The following is a 17,964-nucleotide window of genomic DNA, read 5'->3' as shown; positions in this document are numbered from 1 at the left end:
GACCGCTACGAATTGGACGCCAATCGCACAGCTTGAGATGCATCGCCCGCCGTCAGGGTCTGTTTCTCATCAGTTCTTCCGTTGGCAACAATCAAACTTGGATGCCTCCCCACCTTTCTTGCAGATAGCATCAACAATACTCCACGCGTCGCGGTGACAAGCGTGAGGGCAAAGAACAAACCAAAGACGATGTGAAGCTGCATTAGTATGCCGTACACAATCGCTACCGCCATCGCGAAGATGAGCTGATTGCGTGGCCTTCCCGGCGTCGTGGCGGGATCGGTCACCATGTAGAAGGTAAAGAGGATAAAGGCGAAGCCAGTCATCGGCATGAGACCGGCCTCGAGCGGAGTGCCGTTCGCTGCGCTGCGGACCGCCGCCTGCGCGGCGAAACTTATCACCCAAGCTCCAATCAGCGGCATGCGCCCGGTGAGTTTCGTGTTGAGCAGGCTGCCGGTCAATATCACAACTAATGGCAGGACCCAGTCGAGCGCGCCGGAGATATTCGAAGCAAACATGTACGGCGGTGCAATTCCAACCGACGGGAAGAGCAGTAGGACAACAGTGATACCAAAATTCGATGGGTTTAGAAAATGTCGGCTTGTGCGGCCGTCGCCAAGGGGCAACCGAACCCGGAACAGCCACTTCGAAGCAACAGCTAGCGAGGCACCAAAAGCGACGACCAAGAGTTGCTCAGCGGCGAAAAGTAGCATGCCGACCGCAAGTCCACTGATATGGGCTGACAGCAGAAATGAGATCAAGTGGCCTGGCGAGCCGAGATATCGTGCTCGGCGCCCATCGGCTAGTGCCTGCATCGTTTCGGCGGCAAGCTCTGTGCCATATGCCGCCGCAAGTGCAACGAAAGGCGTTATCCAAGATTGCTCAAAACCAAGCCACAGATGGCCGAGAATGTTAAGAAAGGTTATCGCCACTGCAAAACGCGCCAAGCCCTTCAGACGTTTGTCGATATACCACCGCTCCCCAAGGCTCAAGCCCGGTTTCGTGGGAAGCGAATGCGGCTCGCGGTCGATGGCTATGGTCATCGCTTACTTACCTCCATAGGACAGTCGCTGTTCAGGTCTCCAGGCTCGTCAAGCACCAATCGATGCCGACCTGGCGCGAGGCAGTATTGCCGTTCTTGGCGACCACTCTCCGTCCGCCAAGTGACCAGCACTCTTGTGCTTGCCACCCGATCGCCCAGGCCGAGATGGACTTCCGCCGCACGGTGCCCGGAATGCCCATTGCTCACATCCGAAAATGCCGACAGCACGTGCTTGTCATGAAAGACAACTGTGGCCACTGCACCAACAGCCGGCCGTGTCGAACCATCCTTGTTGGTCAAGCGCAGGTCCAGTAGCAGCGAGTGGTTCTTCTGACCCGCTTTGTTGAGGAACAGGACAGAGTCTTCCCACTGACGAGCGAGCGCGAAATCGAGGTCGCCGTCACCATCAACGTCGGCAAGAGCGATGCCGCGTGTAATGCTCGGTTCGTCAAGGCCAATTTGTGCAGCGATGTCATGAAACCGGTCGTCGGTACCGCGGACGAAGAATGCATCGGCGCGATTGCCCGACAATCCGTCATTCTCCGCAAAGCGCGGCCAGGCCTGTGGGTACTTCAGTAGCTCATCGTTCCCCATGGCCAACTCTTGCAGCTCGGGCCAACGATCATGTATTCCTTTCATGAAGCCGGTTGCCTGCATCGCCTCGTATGTCCCGTCATTATCCATGTCGGCCAGCTTTGAATCCCAGCTCCAGCTCGAACGCGCGAGGTTCAGAGCGCCCGCAGCGTTTCGGTACGGCGCGATTCCCTCGTCCCAATTTTGTCCCGGTTGATGTAGGAAAAGGAAATGACTCTCCTGCAGCGCATAGTCCTGGGCGATGTTGCTCACATAGATGTCGAGGCCGCCGTCCCCGTCGATATCGGCGAAATCCACCCCCATCCCCTTGAACGAATCGCGTCCGAGAACGCCCGAGCGAATATCTGTGAGGCCTCGTCGCCCCTCAATGATGGAGAAGGACGGCGCGCTGGGCCGCGATCGATTGAGCAGCAAACGGTCGGGGCCGAAGTCATTGGCCACATATATTTCGGGATAATTGTCTTGATTGAGGTCGGCAGCGCCCAGTGCCAGCGTCCAGCCGTCGGACATCTCCTTGGTAAAGGCGTCAGAGCGATCCTTGAACTCGAACAATCCGTCCTTCGCCCCCGAGCCCAGTAGCAATCTGTTCCGCCCACCATTGAAGGCGCGCGACATCGAATGCTGCATTTCGACCGGCCGCAGTCCGGTTGCGTCAAGGACGCCGGAGCCATCCGGGAAGTAGTTGCCAAAGATGAAGTCTCCGAATCCATCACCGTCAATGTCGGAAAAGACAGCGGCATTTGTGAACCAAATCTCCCGATTCGGGACAATCTCGCGAAAAATGAAAGCGTCGGGCGACATGCGCCCGGTGTTCTCGAAAATTCCCGGCGACCGACCCCAATAGTAGATGACAATGTCGTCACGGCCGTCAGCATTTGCGTCGGCTATCAGGCATCCCATTGGAGCAGTGGCGCTAGAGTCGTATCCGGTGGCGGGCGTCGAAAGTGTAAACGGAGAAAATGCGGTGTTTACAGGACGCCCTAAAGGAAGGACAGATATCGAATCGTTTCGCGGGTCAATCAAGCAGGCGTCATTGGCACGTCCATCACCATTCAGGTCGCCTATCGCCACTGAGGCTCCAACCGATGATATCCACGCGGCAATCCGCTCGAACTCAGGATGAACCGGCCGAACCGTTCGAAATCCATCCTTGTTAGCAGGATTGAGCGTTATTCGGTCGAAGACGAAGCGACCAGAAATCCCTACCACGCTACCAAACGGCATTTGGGCCATTGATGCGGAAAGCATAAGTAGCCCGGCGAGGACCCCCGCCGTAGCTCTGCCAGCATGACGCAGCAACACCTCTCTCATCGAGTTTCCCCTGCGGCTTTTTCTAATTGATGGGAGACGCATGTGCGCCACCGTTCGTAAAGCGTCCAACTCTGTGCGGTGACGCCACCGAAATTGCCCGTTCTTGCCGGCATTGCCGCTCGAACGATTTCCACAGCCGAACACGCATCGACGCCGGTGAGGATTGCCCCGCGCAACAGCGAGTCGGGTGTCTCTGTTCGTGCTCTTATGTGCGCCTCGAGCGCGAATGCCGCGCCTTGAGCGACATGCCAACGGAATGGCCCTGCAGCAGAGAGCAGCGCCTCGGCGTCTGACGGTTCAATGCCGCCAGCATATGTGACAGCTAGTCCTAATCCCGCAAAAAGATCCGAACGTCGTTCCGCAAGCGTTGTCGCAATCAGCCCGGCGGCTTTATCGATGCTTCCGCCGCATACAAACCAAAGCGCCCTGCCCGCCCCTTGGTCCCACGCCCTGACACCAAGAGGGCCAGCCATTTGTGACACCGCACGCGCCGGACCCATCAAAACGTCGGCGCGGCGGAAATAGCAGTCGTGAAACCCCCAACCATCGAAAGCGAGAGGCGCAAGCAATCCGTCAAGGCTCTGGAAAATCCGGGATCGCCTCCAGGGCAATCGCGCCATGGCCCACCCGGCGCCAACAGTCGTAAGATAGGGATGCTCGACTGCGGCTGAGGTGAGGAAAATGGGCAATTTGGCTTTGGAGAGCATATGCCATGGCATGGCATCCCGAACGCCAACGCCCATGGCCGCCCCTTCCATGAAGAAGCCTCGCAGCCGTGGAGTGCAGATCCTTGATGATTGCCCAATCGCCGCAGTCTCTGAAGTCCCAAGGGTGTAGTTGTAGCCTTGAACGAAAGCCATTCCCGCTTCTTCCAGCGCGCTTCGAGCTTGGGAAGTCACGGCCTCGAAACCGCGGACAGAAAGATGAGCTTCGTGTAGCCCCAAACCCGCAAACCGTCGCGTGAAGCGGGCTGCACTGAATGTCAATCCACTTGGAGGAGCGGCTCCAACGTCATCGTCTGGCTTGTTCACAAGGTGATCTGCCACCGCACAGTCCTCTTTCGTCAAAACGAAATGCAAGCGGTGTATGCACGGACTTATCGATCCTGGACTGCGCTCTCGCGCCACCGCCGCAGTATTATAGAACTAGGAGTAGCAGACCCGAATTCGGTCGAGTGTCCGGGCCTCTTGCTCGAACCTCCGCCTATACTTGCTGGAGAGTCACGAGATCATCACGGATATTCGCAGGGAGTTGAGTATCGTGGCGTTATTGGTCAAAGCACCCGATTGGAAATTTCCGCTTTTCGACCGGCGTCCGATATTGAGCGGATGGCGTCAACAACACTCAGGCATCGGTCCTTGAAGGGTTGTGCAGCCACTGCGCAACTACATCGAAGGCAGCCGGAATGTTGCTCACCACCTTCCGACGATCGAACGCACGGGCTACGGCAATTTCCTTTACTTCAACTCTTCCCCGGCGCCAAATGCCCCCACTTTCGCACGGAACCCGGATGATAAACACACGTTCACATTGCGATCGACTTTTCATGATTTTTTTCCAAGGTAGGGCGGGAGTTTCTTCGCACTCGATAAAGGCGCATCGCCGCCTGTCCTAAGGGCTCATATCCCCTTGCTACGCGCCAACGCCGCTCTGAGCGAGTGATCTCGGGCGAATTCCATGATTCCTAGCATTGCGAATGGCATGGGAAGCAGATTCATTGCAAAATGCCACGACACACGGACGCCTACCGCAAATTCTCGGCTGTCGACCAAGCTGGTGGCGCCGAACAACGTGCTCATCCCCACTGGCTTTCCGAGGAAAAAAGCCGTTGCCGCCAACATGATGTGCTCGTACAGATGGAACGTTTCAATATATATGGCCCAGCGAACCCATTTCGATGGGATTATTTTGTACAGACAGATCAGACCCGTCAGGAAAATGCTGTTGCCAATGAGATGGAGAACCTCCATGCCGAGCATAACCTGACGTGCTGACGGAGCTTCCGGCGCAATCCACAAGCCGAGCCGCTCGCAAAGCGCCATGACCCAGGGCGACATCCAAGGGGTGTCACGGCCACAAATATTCGAAAGATCACCCAAGAGCCAAATTGCAAATTGTAGCGCATGCTCTGCGAAATGGCCGATTTGGAATGTCAGCCCCAGGATTGCCACGGCACTTGCCGCGACCACCAGCCGAGACGGCCCATTAGATTCTGGAAAAATGACGGTCAACATGGGCGCTGCTCCAGAGTTGGTCCTGTCGCGACTCTGCAGCAGTCGATATTCTAGTCCATCACCAAATGGTCCCGACCAAATGGACCTCATCAAACTTTACTAACTCTACCAGCTGTGCTGAAGGAACGCATTCTGCTTACTCGCATGTACGACGGCACGTATCGCGTTGACGTCCTCGAAAGTTTCGCAATGGCGAACGATACGCAGCAAATCGAGCGTTTCTGGCAGTGGGGCGACACCGATTTCCTCACGCAACAACCTCTGCCATCGCTCAAAATAACTCGCTGCTTCCGCACGCTGACCATTGAGACATAACGCACCCAATATCTTCCGAACGAAATACTCTCGGTAAGGATCGAACGTCAGGACCTTCCGGCAAATGGCGATCGCGGCAGGGTAGTCCTCCTGCACGATATAGTGTGTGAGCAGCTCATACGCGACCCCTACGAAGCATGTGTGAAGTCTCTCACGCTCTTCCAGAAACGCCGAACTGTCGTCTCCGTCCATGAAGGGGCCTGTGTAAAGATCGATCACTTGCTGTAGCTCCGCAATCGAGGCCGTATTCCTCCCGTTGGTTGTGGCCTTCGCTATGAAAGAAACAATAGCGGTGTCCACCTTGATCCACGGCTCGAGATCGAAAACAATGTTCTCACCGATGGAACGCAGATTTTTTCCGCCATTGCTATGCGGATCCTGACACAGGATTTTCCGCAGTCGCCAGATAGCCGAATTCAGAGCGGCCCGCGATCGCTCAAGCGTCATTTCAGGCCAATACATATCCGCAATCTTTTCCCGTCGATGCAACCTACCGGGCGAGGCGAATAGGTGTGCAGCCATCCGTAAGCCAGAATGGCCAAGGTCCGGATAGAGCCGTTTTCCATCAAGCTTTATGGAAAATGACCCAAGAAGAGATACTTCTATCATACCTTCCCGCTCCCAAACAGATTCAACGCTTATTTGGTCTACTTCGAATAAAATTCTCTGCATAGTAGCATCATTGAATATCAACAATCACGGAAAAATCACGAAATATTAGAAGGTGTCTGCGTGATTAGTGTTCAAGCTCGCCGTCACCTGCGTATCAAAGCCACTTTGGGAGTATAGTGAACCCTAGATAAGCATCTCCCAGAATCCGGCCCCACTCCCTTTGATGGGCCGAGAAAGTGCCTGCGTGATCATTTGACACCAAGCCGCTCATTTGCCCCGATTCGCGGCTGCAACGGCATGAGGCATCAGGAATGCGGCGATATCCGTGATGACAACCATCAATTCACCCGGATTATGGGCAACATCTTCAACAAACGCTCGCCATTGTCGTTGCTTTTGCTGATCCTTGGCAAATGCTTCCGTTAAAGCATCCGGCAGGACTGTTGGGATCGGCGTCTCACGCCGTTCGAAAGTGGCGGTAATTGCGCGCACCAACCTATCATTGTTGAAATCAAAAGACCTGCTGAGAATCCAGATATCGTAGAAATCCTTCATCCGGCTATTCGCCCGCCCTAGCGCCACCATCGCCTGGAATTTCTCGGCAATGACGGTTTCCCGCGCATAACCCCGCAGCCGGGGCATGGGAAAGGCCAGCATAGAAGGATAGTCCAGTTCTTCGGCGCCAGGCTCCAGTGCATCGCCAAAGCCGATGTCGATCGTCAGACTGATCCGGGCGCCGCTGATCGAAGCTGTCGTCCGCAGCCTGAGTCCGCCATATTCCAGCTCTTCGCGAATGCGGTCGACGCGAAGTGCGCCAGCGTCGAACTCGACGCCATCGCCGGCGTCCTGCGCCAGGATCTCCCGAAACGTCGCCAGCATCGGCTCTGCGCTCGGATCGCCAAAACCCAGCAAGTCAAGGTCGCGGGTGCCGCGGTGCGGATCATCGAACCAGCTCATCATCAGCATCGCGCCCTTCAGCACGAAGCGGTCGGCATGTCGTGACTGGCTAAGCCGGAAGAGCAGCCGCTCCAGGGCGAAGCGTGTCAGAACCAGGTCGAAGCTCTGGCCACTTGCCTTGGCGAGTTGCAGCAGGCGTGCGCGCACCGAGGCGCCAATGTTCTTGATCTCCTTAGCCATTGGCGGTCAGCGCCTCGAGATACGGCCGGATCACGGTAGAGACGCCGCCGTGCTCGGCCTGTCTTGCAATTTCGCCGGGCGTGGCCTTGCGCTGGCGGAGCGCTTCCTGGAGGCCTTCGATCGCCACCGACAGGCCGATTTTGTTGCGATATCGGAAACAGTCCGCGATTGTTTTGACGATCCCAAAGACCTTTACGGGCACACCCTCGACGACATGAGTCTCTGCGCTCTCATTGAGCAGCCTTTCGGTGAAACGCACGATCCGAATAGGCGCGCTGTCGGGTTTCGGAGCCCAGTCCTTCCGACCTATCGCCAGCCACACCTGCTTCGGAAGCTGGTCAGTCAGGCCGTGGAACGCGAGGGCCGACACAAGGCAGACAACGCCCTTGGGTACCCGTTTGGCGGCCTCAGCCAGGCTATGATTGGCGTCGAGCGGCGCGTCGGAGAGTTGGTAAAGGCCCCGTGCAAGCCGGAGCACTTCGCCATCCCGCTTCATGCGGCTCATCGTGGCGGCCGTTACGCCAGCGTCGCGCAGCTCTACAAGACGCGCGATCCCACGCGCCGTCAGGAGGGCGTGGGCGATTTGGCGCTGGGAGATAGATTCGGGCATTGATACGATAGCTCGGAACTAAGGGTGCATTATCCGAGGATTCGTATCAAATTCCGACGATCAAGGGAAGCTCTGGCGAGCCGCAACTTTTCAATCGTGCGCCTACCATACATCCAACGCGGCGCCTGGACTCCAGATGGTCATTCGAATCAAGTAGCGCCGCATAAGATATGCGACCCAATCTCCGTGGGACCCACATCTATGCCCTGAGGCTCAAGTTTGGCTGTATTTCGACTTATACCGCTCCTCGGGTGCCAGCCACTCTCCAAGATAGCCGAAGGGATCCAGCGTACCGAGCATGGCTCTCGCCAACGCGAGACGTTCCGTGAGCTGGGCACGTCGTTCGGTCTCCACGCCCTCCAAACGTCTCTCCGCCTCCTGAAAAAAGCGTTCGACGGACATCGCGGCCTCCCACCTGTTCATGATGTCCGAGAGCTGCTTCTGGCTCTCTGCCAACGCTTGCTCCACGCACCGTTGATCATCTTGACGCCGGTAGCGTTCCTGCGCTTCCCCCCATTCCCGTTGCCGCTGAGCTGCCGCGTCTTCGGCGGCAGTCATCAGGGCCTCAAGCTCACCCTTCGAGCTTTCCAGCTTCCGGACAAACGCTGCGATCATCGAACTGATCGAGCTGTTCGCAGTCTCCTGCCAACTCTCAACCCAATCGACACCGTTGAGAGGCGAATAGGCAATCAAACGAAAGCGTCCGCAGGGAAGGTCCTGCTCGGTCGTCCAGGAATTAGCCAGCTGCCACGATCTGGCCGACTTTACTACCTTGCTGTCCTCGCGAACGTATTTTCCGTCCATATAACGCATGGTGGCCCGTTCGGTCATCTCGGTAAGTGCAAGACCGATAGGCACGGATCCAACGTAGGTGATCGTCGGCCGATGTGGCGACCATATACTCCCCGTGGAGTAGCGCCCATACTTCCTGTCTCTCCCAGGCACCTCACGCTCTTCTACATTGACGCGACGCATCTTCTGATCGAGTGGCGAGAACAGGACGCGATGCCCCTTTTTATCAAGGGCAGTGTAGATTTCACTTGCAAGATCGAGCGCTCGAGCCAAGCAGTCTTCCGAGACGACAACGTCGGGTAGAATCTGCTTGTAAGGCCTCAGAAATTCACCCTCTTCGACTTTGCGTGTCTTGCGGAAGTGCCCCTCCATGCCGATCAGTATCGAGTGGCGTCCGGCTCTGTCGGCCTTGCCTTTGCCTGTGCCGTTTACGGCTCTCCGAACACTTCTTTTAACAGGGGCGGCAAGCGGCCTGTCCTTCGCCCAGATCAGTTGATCGCCGGGAAGCGCAGATGGCAACTCAGGTTGCGGATCGGCTTTCCCAACCGCCTTTTTCTGCCAATATCCCAATGGTGGCCGTGGCACATTCAGCGCCCCGCAAACCCGCGCAAGATAGGAGCCGGATACCCCGAACTTTTCGGCCAGATGGTTGATCGGAGTGGCCCAAACCTACTCATATAGGTCTTCACGCGAAATCTCGAAGCCTTCGGGGAGTACAGCTTTGGGTTCCATGTTCAATTCGTTGCTCCCTTGCGTTTGAATTAAAGTTTTTTCTCATCATGGATCACATCAACTAGGAGCTTGGCCAACAATCCGCTTGACTTCTGGTTGTATCCGTGGGGGAATTCACTTCGTACGAAAAACTCAGTTAAACAACCAGAAATCGGTTTACAGACTGCAATGCTTTTGGGCGGGAACGCGGATTTTCCTCTGCGGTGTTGGGCGTAGCAACATCACCTAATTAGCACGCTGGTACCCCCGCCTCTCGGCAGTACAGATATCAAAGCATGTTCGTAGTCTGACCGGAGGGGGTAAATGACTATCAGCACATTGCCGCAAAAGGTTGTCGCTATGCTCGCGTCGCGCCGCCACCGGCTGCGACACTTCCTGTGGCATTCCGTACGCGGCGCGTGGAACAATCCTGAGCTGACGTCGGACGTCAAGCAATTCATTCGCGATAAAGGCTGGGCGCCACCCAATGACCGGGCACCTTTCGACGCGGCCGGAAAACTCCTTCTGGACAATTATTCCGGTGAGGACTTTCTCTACATGCACCGGCAGATGATCCGCGAGGTCAATGAGCTGCTTGTGCAAATGGGGGAGCCGCGGCTCGACGTCTGGGCGGGCATTCCAAAACCGAACGAGAACCCAGACTTCGCTGTACCGCCGGCCTGGGACTATGCCGATCCGTTGCGGGATGCCGCGGCCAACGCGCGCATGAGCGCACGCCTACGCAGTGTCAAATCCGACGCATACGCCCGTGACCCGATCGGCGCGTGGGAAGCCTTCTACACCAATCCTTCCAATCTCGGCAGACTGTCGCTCGGCGCGCTCGGCAATCTCCTGGAGATGACGCTTCACAACAACCTGCATATGCGATGGGCGAGCGCACCCGTCGGCTATATGCCGTCGCCCAACCTGGAGGACACCATTGGGATCGATACCCGGTGGGATTCGCTCGACTATGATTATCTCGGCGACACCTATTCCAGCCACGTCAACCCAGTCTTCTGGTATCTGCATGGCTGGGTGGATTCCTGCATCGACCGATGGGCCGCTGTCAACGCTGTCGTCGACATCCCGTGGATTGGCACCTGGACCGGTAAGCTGGAAGACGGCTGGTCCCATGGCCAGCCGGAAGCGCTGACCGCCGCCGTGCGCGAAGAAGTCCTCTCCGGTCACGGCGGGCATGGTCATGGCGACCATGATCTTGCCGACATGGAAGAGATCGTTCTGAAGCTCGGCTCATGCCGGGTCATTCGCAATTTCTATGATCTGCTTCTCGACCCAGTCTGATCCCGGGGGGTTGGTGCAGTTCAAATCTTGGGTGAGCCATTTTGAGGAGGAAAGTCATGGCCCGAAAGTCAACACGTAGCGGTAAAGCCTCAGCCGAGGTCACCGAGGCCGATCTGCGCCGGCATATTCGGGCCAAGGGCGCCGACTATCTCAAAGATCCCAACATCACCTCCGTCGGTATCGGATTGAAAAACGGTGACGGTCCGATCTGCCTGCAGTTCACGGTCGGGCAAAAAGGCGAATCTGCTCTGGAAACGCTCGCCACAAATCGTATCCCCGAGACGATCGAGGTTGATGGCAAGCCCGTTCCCACTGATGTTATAGAGCGGTCATACCGCCCCTCTTATGAGATTGTAGCTACCGAGCAACTCGACCTGCGCCGCCAGCGTGTCGATCCACTCCGTCCCGGAATCAGCGTCGCCCATATCGCCGAAACTGCGGGCACGGTCGGCCTCGTCGTCTTCGATCGTACCACAGGATCGCCCTGTATCCTGTCCAACTGGCATGTGCTCAATGGAAACGCGGGCGAGATCGGTGACACGATCGTGCAACCCGGTCCCTATGACGACAACAACACAACCCTCAACGAGGCAGGAACACTGCTTAGGAGCCATCTTGGTGCTGCGGGCGATTGCGCGCTCGCGCGCATCCGCTTGCGTGGATATGATCGCTCCGTCTACGGCCTTGATGTCGTGCCGAAGCGCATGGCACGCGTAGCGCTAGGCGACAAGGTGATCAAGTCCGGGCGGACGACGGCAAATACCCCGACAAGGGGGTCAAATTTGCACGCCGGAACACAAACGGCTTTGCTGGCTCCCTTGAGAAGAGCACGCTCGCCCTCAACGTCAGGTCGATGAAACCGCCCCGTTCCCCATTCGGTGAAAACAGTAACGGACGCGACTTTCACCTTCGTATTTGCCCAGAGCAACGAATTCGCCGCGCGTGGGTTCTGTCACAGCAGGGCCATCCCCCATCTCTCGGTCAAGCTGGACGGTCGGGGCCTTTCACTCGGGTCATCGCGACGCGGGGCATGGTCGAGGTGGATGCCGAGAATTGATACTCCCTCGTCCGGCGCCGGACCTCAACTAAACAGGCCACGGTCTGGTTTCGTAAACGTGGCTGGCATCCTCGCGAGATACCCACCGCCGCCATCCCTTCGTCAGCGGTCGTTACCGAAGGCGAAGACCCGCGAGGGGCTTCGGGAGTTGCCGCAAGCAGCGAGTAGTACGCGTCCCGAAGGGGACGCCATATCCACCCTTTCGGCGCACATCATTCCATTGCGAGCAATGTGGAAATTGCCGTTAATCGATGGTTTCCACGATCTCGTAGCGCTTGATAAACGCACCAACACCATCATTGAGAAATGCGAGCAGCGTATCTTTCGACACGGGGAGCGTCTCGATCTTCTCGATATGCATGCGCGGCCACTCTCCATCCGGATCGTCGATGACATCATTTCGAAGTTCCAGAACAGCTGCTCGCGCTGAATGAACGTCGCCAAAAAAATTATCTGGAATGCCTGTGTAGGCCCACCGTTGTTCCTCGGGCTCTGTGGCTGCTGAATAGGTGTAAAAAGTAAAAGACGGTTCCTGAGACACGATTTCCTCCAACATACCACGCCCGGTTTCCCGGATTTCATGAACGACGACACCAACCTAACCCCTGAGTTCCGGCTCTAAAACTGTAGGATTCTACAGTGCCACCGTCGCCCCATGCGCGCTGGTCGAGCTTCCGGGACATTTCATCGTTCATGGAGCCGTGACGGATTGGCCAGCTTCGAAAGTGCGGACAAGCCGACAAATATGCCGCCAACTACACAGAAGGTTTGTCGCCAGATTTCGGAAGGAATGACTTCGCGGGTGATGCCATGCACGAGAGCATAGCCTGCGATGGCGGCGGGAATCGCGAATATCAGGGCAATCGCAAGGCGCAGGTTGGATGAGCGTAGCGTCGCAAAGAGGTAGACCAGAAAGCCGTAAGCCGCCACGCCTGCGAACAGTCCGATGAGGACCGCGCCGACAAATCCGGCGCCCGTCGCGAAGGCAAGGCGCGTCACGGTGACAGCGAACAGGACCGGCAGAGCGTAAGTCGCCAGCGTATAGGCAAGCGCGCACATTACGCCGATCAGCATAACGGACAACATTGTCAGCGGAACCATCTACGGACTCCCTTTCTTTCTGTGCATGGTCGATCCGGCGCGTCATCATCATAAACACGCCGGACTGTGCTCGGGCGACGATCATTCCGGCATGGCCGGCGATCGTGTGGATGCCGAGCCGGGGTTCAATGATGCGGGCCAGCATTGGCCGCTGCTCGGAGTGGTTTTCATTGTCGTGGTTCCTGTGATCCGGTCGAGGTTCCGGCCGCCCCTAATCGGCGCGGCCGGAAATTTCCTCGGGGGCTGTCGGGAACAGGCCGGAACCGCTTGCGCGGCTCCGGCTATGGCGGTTCACTCGGCGGCAATGTGGAAGGTTGCGCCATCAACCTCCGCGCAGCTTTCTTCAACACTATAGTCTGCCGTGTCGGAGGTCGGTGCTTCCGGTTCAAGGTCGACAGCTTCCGAGGTTTCCACAACTGCATCCGCTGCCTTCTGCGATCTGGTGCGCTCGGTGCGCAGCAGTGGCGGCAACCATTCGGTACCGGCGAGCAACTGCTCTGCGGCTTCCGCCATTGGCTGCTTCTTCATAGCCGCGATGCGATCCGCTGCCTCGTCGCCTACTGCTTCCCGTACGGCTGCGAGAATATGCGCCTTGGTGACGCGTCCGAAGTAAGTCTGAACGGTTGGCGTCCAGTGCTGGTTCATATCCAACACAAGCGCCGTCGCCAGCTTGTCGGCGGTCCGCTGCGCACGCGGCCTTTGCTCCGATGGCAGCTTGAGGGCATTGACGGTCAGCGAGGCGCAATGGGCGAACAACGTCATGACGCTCACCTGATCCAGCCCGGCGATGAAGTCCCAGAGTTCGCCCACGTTCTGCGGCATATCTGCCGCCCATCCGGCATGACGATCCGCCAGCATCTTCGCCGCCGCTGTGTCCTCGATACCGTCCGCATGCCCGCAAAGGTGCGGACTGGTGGGCCGGATTTCGAGGGCATGAGCGTCCACGCTGCGATAGAACGTCTGTGAGGCGAGGGCATGAGTGACAGCAATCAGAGCGATATCCGGCTGCTCTCCAAGCGCGAGGCGAAGGCCAAGCGTCCGCTGCGCCGTCAGGTCGCGGGTGAGAAGATCGGTGAGCGGCTGGCCCGCATCGCCGTCCTCCTCTTCCTGCGACGCAAGGCCGGATACATGGTTGCCCACCTCGTCACGCTCGTCGTCTTCGATAACTTCCCCGTCTTCATCGACGCGGACGCCATTGATGACGCCTGCGGCATCCACCTGTTCCGGTTCCGGCTTTTCATCCTCCGGGCGGATGAAGCCGCGCTCGATGCGGGCCGTTCCGTCATGGTTCAGCGTCACGAAGACGCCGCCCCGGCTGATGTCGTCGGGATCATGACCTTCGCGCATCGCGTCGATCCGCTCGATCTCGGCTTTAAGCTCGGCAAAACGTTTGTCCACATCGGGCGGCAAGTCGTCGTCGCTATTCTCCCATTCCGCCGTCAAGTCATCGAATTCCTGCCTCGCTGCGGCATAGGCGGCTTCGTCTTCCTCGGAAAGCTCCACCGTTTGTGGGTAGGCACGCCGCAAGCCGTGGGCATGCGGGAAATCGATGAATACCTCCACCCATTTCCAGCCTTCCGCTTCTTTGAGGTCTGCGGCAATGCTTTCCAGCTTGGCGATGACAAGCTGGTCCAGAAGTGCTGGATCGTCAAAATATCCGCCGCGATCCTCGGTAAAGAGGTCACGGATGATGCTGCCGCCCGCTTCGGTATAGTTGTCAGGGCCGACAAATATTGCCTTGCGGTCGTTCGCCTGCACATGCGTCCGTGTCAGGTCGCGGCGAATGATCCACGGCTCACGGTTATAGCTAAGACCGGCGTAAACCTGCTCCTGCCGTTCATGGTCGTCGGTGACAGCAAAGGCCATCAGCTGGTCCAGCGTCAGATCGCCGTCGCGATAGACCTGCATCAGTTTCGGGTTGACCGCGCCAAGACGCATCCGCTGCTTCACCACATGCGCCGTCACACCAAAGCGGGCGGCGATTTCCTCCGCTCCCCATCCGCGATGTTCGGCGAGCTCGCGGAACGCCTCGAACTGGTCAGCCGGGTGCATCGCTTCGCGGGTGACGTTCTCGTCAAGGCTGATTTCCTGCGGATCGTTCGCGGTGTCCAGAACGCACCGGATGACTTCTGTCTTCCTGATCTGCTTGCGCTTGACGCGCAGCAGATGTGCCAGCCTGCGGCCTTCACCGACCGTCACGAGATAGAAGCCGGTCGGTTCGCCCACTGCGTCTGCCTCCGGTTCCACCACGAGGTTTTGCAGCATGCCCTTGGCAGCGATGCTGGCCGCAAGCGCCTCGATATGTGCCTCGCTGTGCGGGGTCTTCCTCGCATTGCGCGGTGACTTCCTGAGCTTGTCGAGGGGAACGAAGAGTTCTGCGCCGCTTATGACTTCCGGTGCTGGCAGCGCAGCAACCACATCCACTACGGCTTCCCCGATGCTGCGGATTTCCGCATTTGCTGCCGTCACTTCTACCACTTCCGCCGTCACAACCGTGACGGCCTTCTTCTGTGTCCTTGCCATTGTTCCAATCCTTTTTCCGTTACTGCCGGAGGCATGTCCCCGACATGCCTCCCGGGGGCGCGTGAGCGCGCGGGGATGGAGGGGGCAAATGCCGGCGAGCATCGCCGGGCTGCGCGGCGAGTGGGACGGATCGGACTGTCTGGACATTGACTGCTATCGCACCGGCTTGCGAGCGGGCGGCCCTGCCATGCGCAGGCGGCGTTTGTGGGGAGCAAGGGGAAAAGTTTCCCTTGGCTCCCTACGGGTCGGCAAGGCTTGGCCGCAGCCGATCAGGGCAAAGCGAGCGAAGCTCTCCTTGTGTTCATTGGAAAGTGCAGGATCATGACCAGGCAAAGACACGGGGCCGGTCGTGAGGAGGAAGAACGCAAAATAATTCTACTCGCAGGGGGATTCGCCCGCCGCAAAATTCAAGTATTCTTACGCCAATGCCCTCTGTTTCCGCCGCATGATCTGCGGTCAAGTCCATGGCGCTGCGACAAGGGAACGGTACTTTACGCTGGAGGTCGCTGTCATTCCCGCGATTTCGCATTCAAATACGCCGGTTGCCGGCCCAGTCTTTGCCCGGAGCGGAATGGTCCGCTCAGGGGCGAGGATAGTGTTGTGGCAAAGCGGAAAGGGACAGCGGCAAACAGCGTGCGGGTCGTTCTCGCACCCGCCGACGACATGCCGATCTACGACCCTTCAAAGCCCGATCCCCGCCTCCGGGAACTTGTCCGCTTGCTTGCGCGACAGGCAGCCCGTAAATTCGTCGAAGCCGAACAGGAGCGCGCCACCCGCGAACGCCTCCTCAAATAGGGAGGCCATGTCATGAAGGCCGCACTCTACGCCCGCTATTCATCCGACAATCAGCGCGACGCCTCCATTGAAGACCAGCTTCGCATTTGCCGCACGCGCGCCGAGCGTGAAGGCTGGGCAATCGTCGACAGTTATACGGATCGCGCCATATCCGGCGCCTCTCTGATCCGGCCGGGCATTCAGGAACTGATAGCGGACGGACTGAAGCGGCGCTTCGACGTCATCCTGACGGAATCGCTCGACCGTCTTTCGCGCGACCAGGAAGACATTGCCGGGCTCTACAAGCGCATGCGCTTTGCCGGCGTCAGCATCGTTACGGTCTCCGAAGGTGAAGTCAGCGAATTGCATATCGGCCTCAAGGGCACGATGGGCGCGCTTTATCTGAAAGACTTGGCCGACAAGACGCGGCGTGGCCTGCGTGGCAAGGTCGAAGAAGGTAAATCGGGCGGCGGCCTCTGCTACGGCTATGACGTCGCGCGCCACGTCGAACCATCAGGCGAAACGAACCGCGGTGAGCGCACCATCAACGAGCCGGAAGCCAATATCGTCCGGCGGATTTTTACGGAATATCTGGCGGGTAAATCATCGCGTACGATCGCCATGGTGCTGAACGGCGAAGGGGTGCCAGGGCCACAAGGCAGCGAATGGGGGCCATCGACAATCCACGGCAATCCAAAGCGTGGGACCGGCATTCTCAACAATGAGCTTTATGTCGGGAAACTGGTCTGGAACCGACTACGATACCTGAAGGACCCGGATACGGGCAAACGTGTCTCGCGTCTCAATCCAGAAACGGATTGGGTCGTTAATGACGTGCCGGATCTGCGCATCGTCGATCAGAACCTCTGGGATGCGGTGAAGAGGCGTCAGGAGCAACTGGCGCTGGAACCCGGAACCCAGCCCAGCGACAACCGTATCCTGAACGAACGCCGCCGGCCAAAACACCTGTTTACCGGTCTTGTCAAATGCGGTTGCTGCGGTGGCGGTTACTCGATGATTTCGAAGGACATGCTTGGCTGCACAAATGCGCGGACAAAGGGAACGTGCGACAACCGGCTCAATATCCGCCGCGACTCGCTCGAAGCATCCATTCTGAACGGTCTCGACAAGCACCTGATGGAACCCGAACTCTACAAGGAATTTTGCGAGGAGTTTACGCGCGAAGTGAACAAGGCGCGAATGGAGGCTCGTGTTTCCATCGACGCCGCGCAAACTGAGACGAAACGAATCGACCGGGAGCTTGAGAAGATCCTCGATCTCTATCTCAAGGATGCTTTGCCGGTGGATATGGTCAAGGAGCGCAGCACCAAGCTTGAGGCACGCAAGAAAGAGCTGATCGGCTTCCTCGACGGTGCGGAAGAGCCGCCTCCCCTGCTGCATCCCAATTTGGCGAAGTATTATCATGAGGAGATCGCTGCTCTCCACGACCAGCTTGGCAACGAGGAAACGCGGGGACTGGCGGCCGACAAGCTCCGCACGCTGGTCAGCCGCGTCGAGCTTGTTCCGGATGGTGAGGAACTGGTGATCGTGCTGCGCGGCGATCTTGCCGCGATCCTCACCTTCGCATCTGGCAAAAGGAAACCCGAGTTTCTCAACGAGAGGACAATCCTTGAAGAACTGATGAGCAGAGCCAGGACGATTGAAGGACAAAAACGCAAAAAGCCCCACGAGGGGACTTTGTTGGGATCGCAGGTATCGTTGGTTGCGGGGGCAGGATTTGAACCTGCGGCCTTCAGGTTATGAGCCTGACGAGCTACCGGGCTGCTCCACCCCGCGTTAAGCGTAAATCCCTGCGGGATTTATCGCGGTGCGTAAACTGCTTGGC

General features: G+C 57.9%; 15 protein-coding genes and 1 tRNA gene. 4 read left to right on the top strand and 12 right to left on the bottom strand.

The annotated features are described in order from the left end of the window. Positions 1 to 5: 5 nt before the first annotated feature. The 8 genes from C5J22_RS30010 to C5J22_RS29975 all read right to left on the bottom strand — a co-directional run bounded on the left by C5J22_RS30010 (position 6) and on the right by C5J22_RS29975 (position 9,217). Positions 6 to 1,043 carry a hypothetical protein gene (locus C5J22_RS30010; RefSeq protein ID WP_205837245.1) on the bottom strand — a complete coding sequence of 346 codons (1,038 nt, stop codon included), beginning with the start codon at positions 1,041 to 1,043 and terminating at the stop codon, positions 6 to 8. Beyond that, entirely contained in the window at positions 1,040 to 2,947 is a 1,908-nt protein-coding gene (locus C5J22_RS30005; RefSeq protein ID WP_172746829.1) for a CRTAC1 family protein, read from the bottom strand. Before C5J22_RS30005 ends, C5J22_RS30010 begins: the two co-directional genes overlap by 4 nt. Beyond that, positions 2,944 to 3,978 carry a DUF1702 family protein gene (locus C5J22_RS30000; RefSeq protein WP_256386188.1) on the bottom strand — a complete coding sequence of 345 codons (1,035 nt, stop codon included), beginning with the start codon at positions 3,976 to 3,978 and terminating at the stop codon, positions 2,944 to 2,946. Before C5J22_RS30000 ends, C5J22_RS30005 begins: the two co-directional genes overlap by 4 nt. 588 nt (positions 3,979 to 4,566) lie before the next feature. Further along, a complete protein-coding gene (locus C5J22_RS29995; RefSeq protein WP_105441235.1) occupies positions 4,567 to 5,181 on the bottom strand; it encodes a DUF6008 family protein in 615 nt (204 codons plus the stop codon). 105 nt (positions 5,182 to 5,286) lie between these two features. Then, positions 5,287 to 6,105: a BTAD domain-containing putative transcriptional regulator gene (locus tag C5J22_RS29990; protein WP_172746827.1), complete on the bottom strand. Its 819-nt coding sequence runs from the start codon at positions 6,103 to 6,105 to the stop codon at positions 5,287 to 5,289. Between the two features lie 270 nt (positions 6,106 to 6,375). Beyond that, the gene (locus tag C5J22_RS29985) at positions 6,376 to 7,245 is read right to left on the bottom strand and encodes a nucleotidyl transferase AbiEii/AbiGii toxin family protein (RefSeq protein WP_105441233.1); all 870 of its coding nucleotides are present in this window, start codon (positions 7,243 to 7,245) and stop codon (positions 6,376 to 6,378) included. Then, a complete protein-coding gene (locus C5J22_RS29980) occupies positions 7,238 to 7,855 on the bottom strand; it encodes a type IV toxin-antitoxin system AbiEi family antitoxin domain-containing protein (RefSeq protein WP_105441232.1) in 618 nt (205 codons plus the stop codon). The genes C5J22_RS29985 and C5J22_RS29980 overlap by 8 nt, the downstream gene beginning before the upstream one ends. 213 nt (positions 7,856 to 8,068) lie before the next feature. Next, positions 8,069 to 9,217 (bottom strand): hypothetical protein, encoded by a 1,149-nt coding sequence (locus tag C5J22_RS29975; RefSeq protein WP_172746826.1) that lies wholly within the window; start codon positions 9,215 to 9,217, stop codon positions 8,069 to 8,071. 465 nt (positions 9,218 to 9,682) lie between these two features. On the opposite strand from C5J22_RS29975, the gene C5J22_RS29970 reads away from it, so the two are divergent. Then, positions 9,683 to 10,663, top strand: a complete 981-nt coding sequence (locus tag C5J22_RS29970) for a Tat pathway signal protein (protein ID WP_172746825.1) — start codon at positions 9,683 to 9,685, stop codon at positions 10,661 to 10,663. 56 nt (positions 10,664 to 10,719) lie between these two features. Then, positions 10,720 to 11,520 carry a hypothetical protein gene (locus tag C5J22_RS29965; RefSeq protein WP_105441229.1) on the top strand — a complete coding sequence of 267 codons (801 nt, stop codon included), beginning with the start codon at positions 10,720 to 10,722 and terminating at the stop codon, positions 11,518 to 11,520. 444 nt (positions 11,521 to 11,964) lie between these two features. Here C5J22_RS29965 and C5J22_RS29960 read toward each other — a convergent pair whose 3' ends face one another. The 3 genes from C5J22_RS29960 to C5J22_RS29950 form a co-directional block, all read right to left on the bottom strand. After that, positions 11,965 to 12,261 carry a hypothetical protein gene (locus C5J22_RS29960; protein WP_105441246.1) on the bottom strand — a complete coding sequence of 99 codons (297 nt, stop codon included), beginning with the start codon at positions 12,259 to 12,261 and terminating at the stop codon, positions 11,965 to 11,967. Positions 12,262 to 12,404: 143 nt separating this feature from the next. Continuing rightward, entirely contained in the window at positions 12,405 to 12,821 is a 417-nt protein-coding gene (locus tag C5J22_RS29955; protein WP_105441228.1) for a hypothetical protein, read from the bottom strand. A 291-nt stretch (positions 12,822 to 13,112) separates the two neighbouring features. Continuing rightward, a complete protein-coding gene (locus C5J22_RS29950) occupies positions 13,113 to 15,344 on the bottom strand; it encodes a ParB/RepB/Spo0J family partition protein (protein ID WP_105441227.1) in 2,232 nt (743 codons plus the stop codon). 600 nt (positions 15,345 to 15,944) lie between these two features. Here C5J22_RS29950 and C5J22_RS29945 point away from each other — a divergent pair. Together C5J22_RS29945 and C5J22_RS29940 are read left to right on the top strand one after the other, a co-directional pair. Next, a complete protein-coding gene (locus C5J22_RS29945) occupies positions 15,945 to 16,139 on the top strand; it encodes a hypothetical protein (protein ID WP_105441226.1) in 195 nt (64 codons plus the stop codon). A gap of 12 nt (positions 16,140 to 16,151) precedes the next feature. Beyond that, a complete protein-coding gene (locus C5J22_RS29940) occupies positions 16,152 to 17,882 on the top strand; it encodes a recombinase family protein (protein WP_105441245.1) in 1,731 nt (576 codons plus the stop codon). Here the strand turns inward: C5J22_RS29940 and C5J22_RS29935 are convergent. Next, positions 17,839 to 17,915 (bottom strand) — tRNA-Met (locus C5J22_RS29935). The genes C5J22_RS29940 and C5J22_RS29935 overlap by 44 nt on opposite strands. Between the last annotated feature and the right edge of the window lie 49 nt (positions 17,916 to 17,964).

Origin of the sequence: Neorhizobium sp. T25_13, from assembly GCF_002968675.1 — a bacterium.
GTDB lineage: Bacteria > Pseudomonadota > Alphaproteobacteria > Rhizobiales > Rhizobiaceae > Neorhizobium > Neorhizobium tomejilense.
Note: the sequence above shows the minus strand (reverse complement) of the source record. Positions and strands in the feature narration are given on the sequence as shown.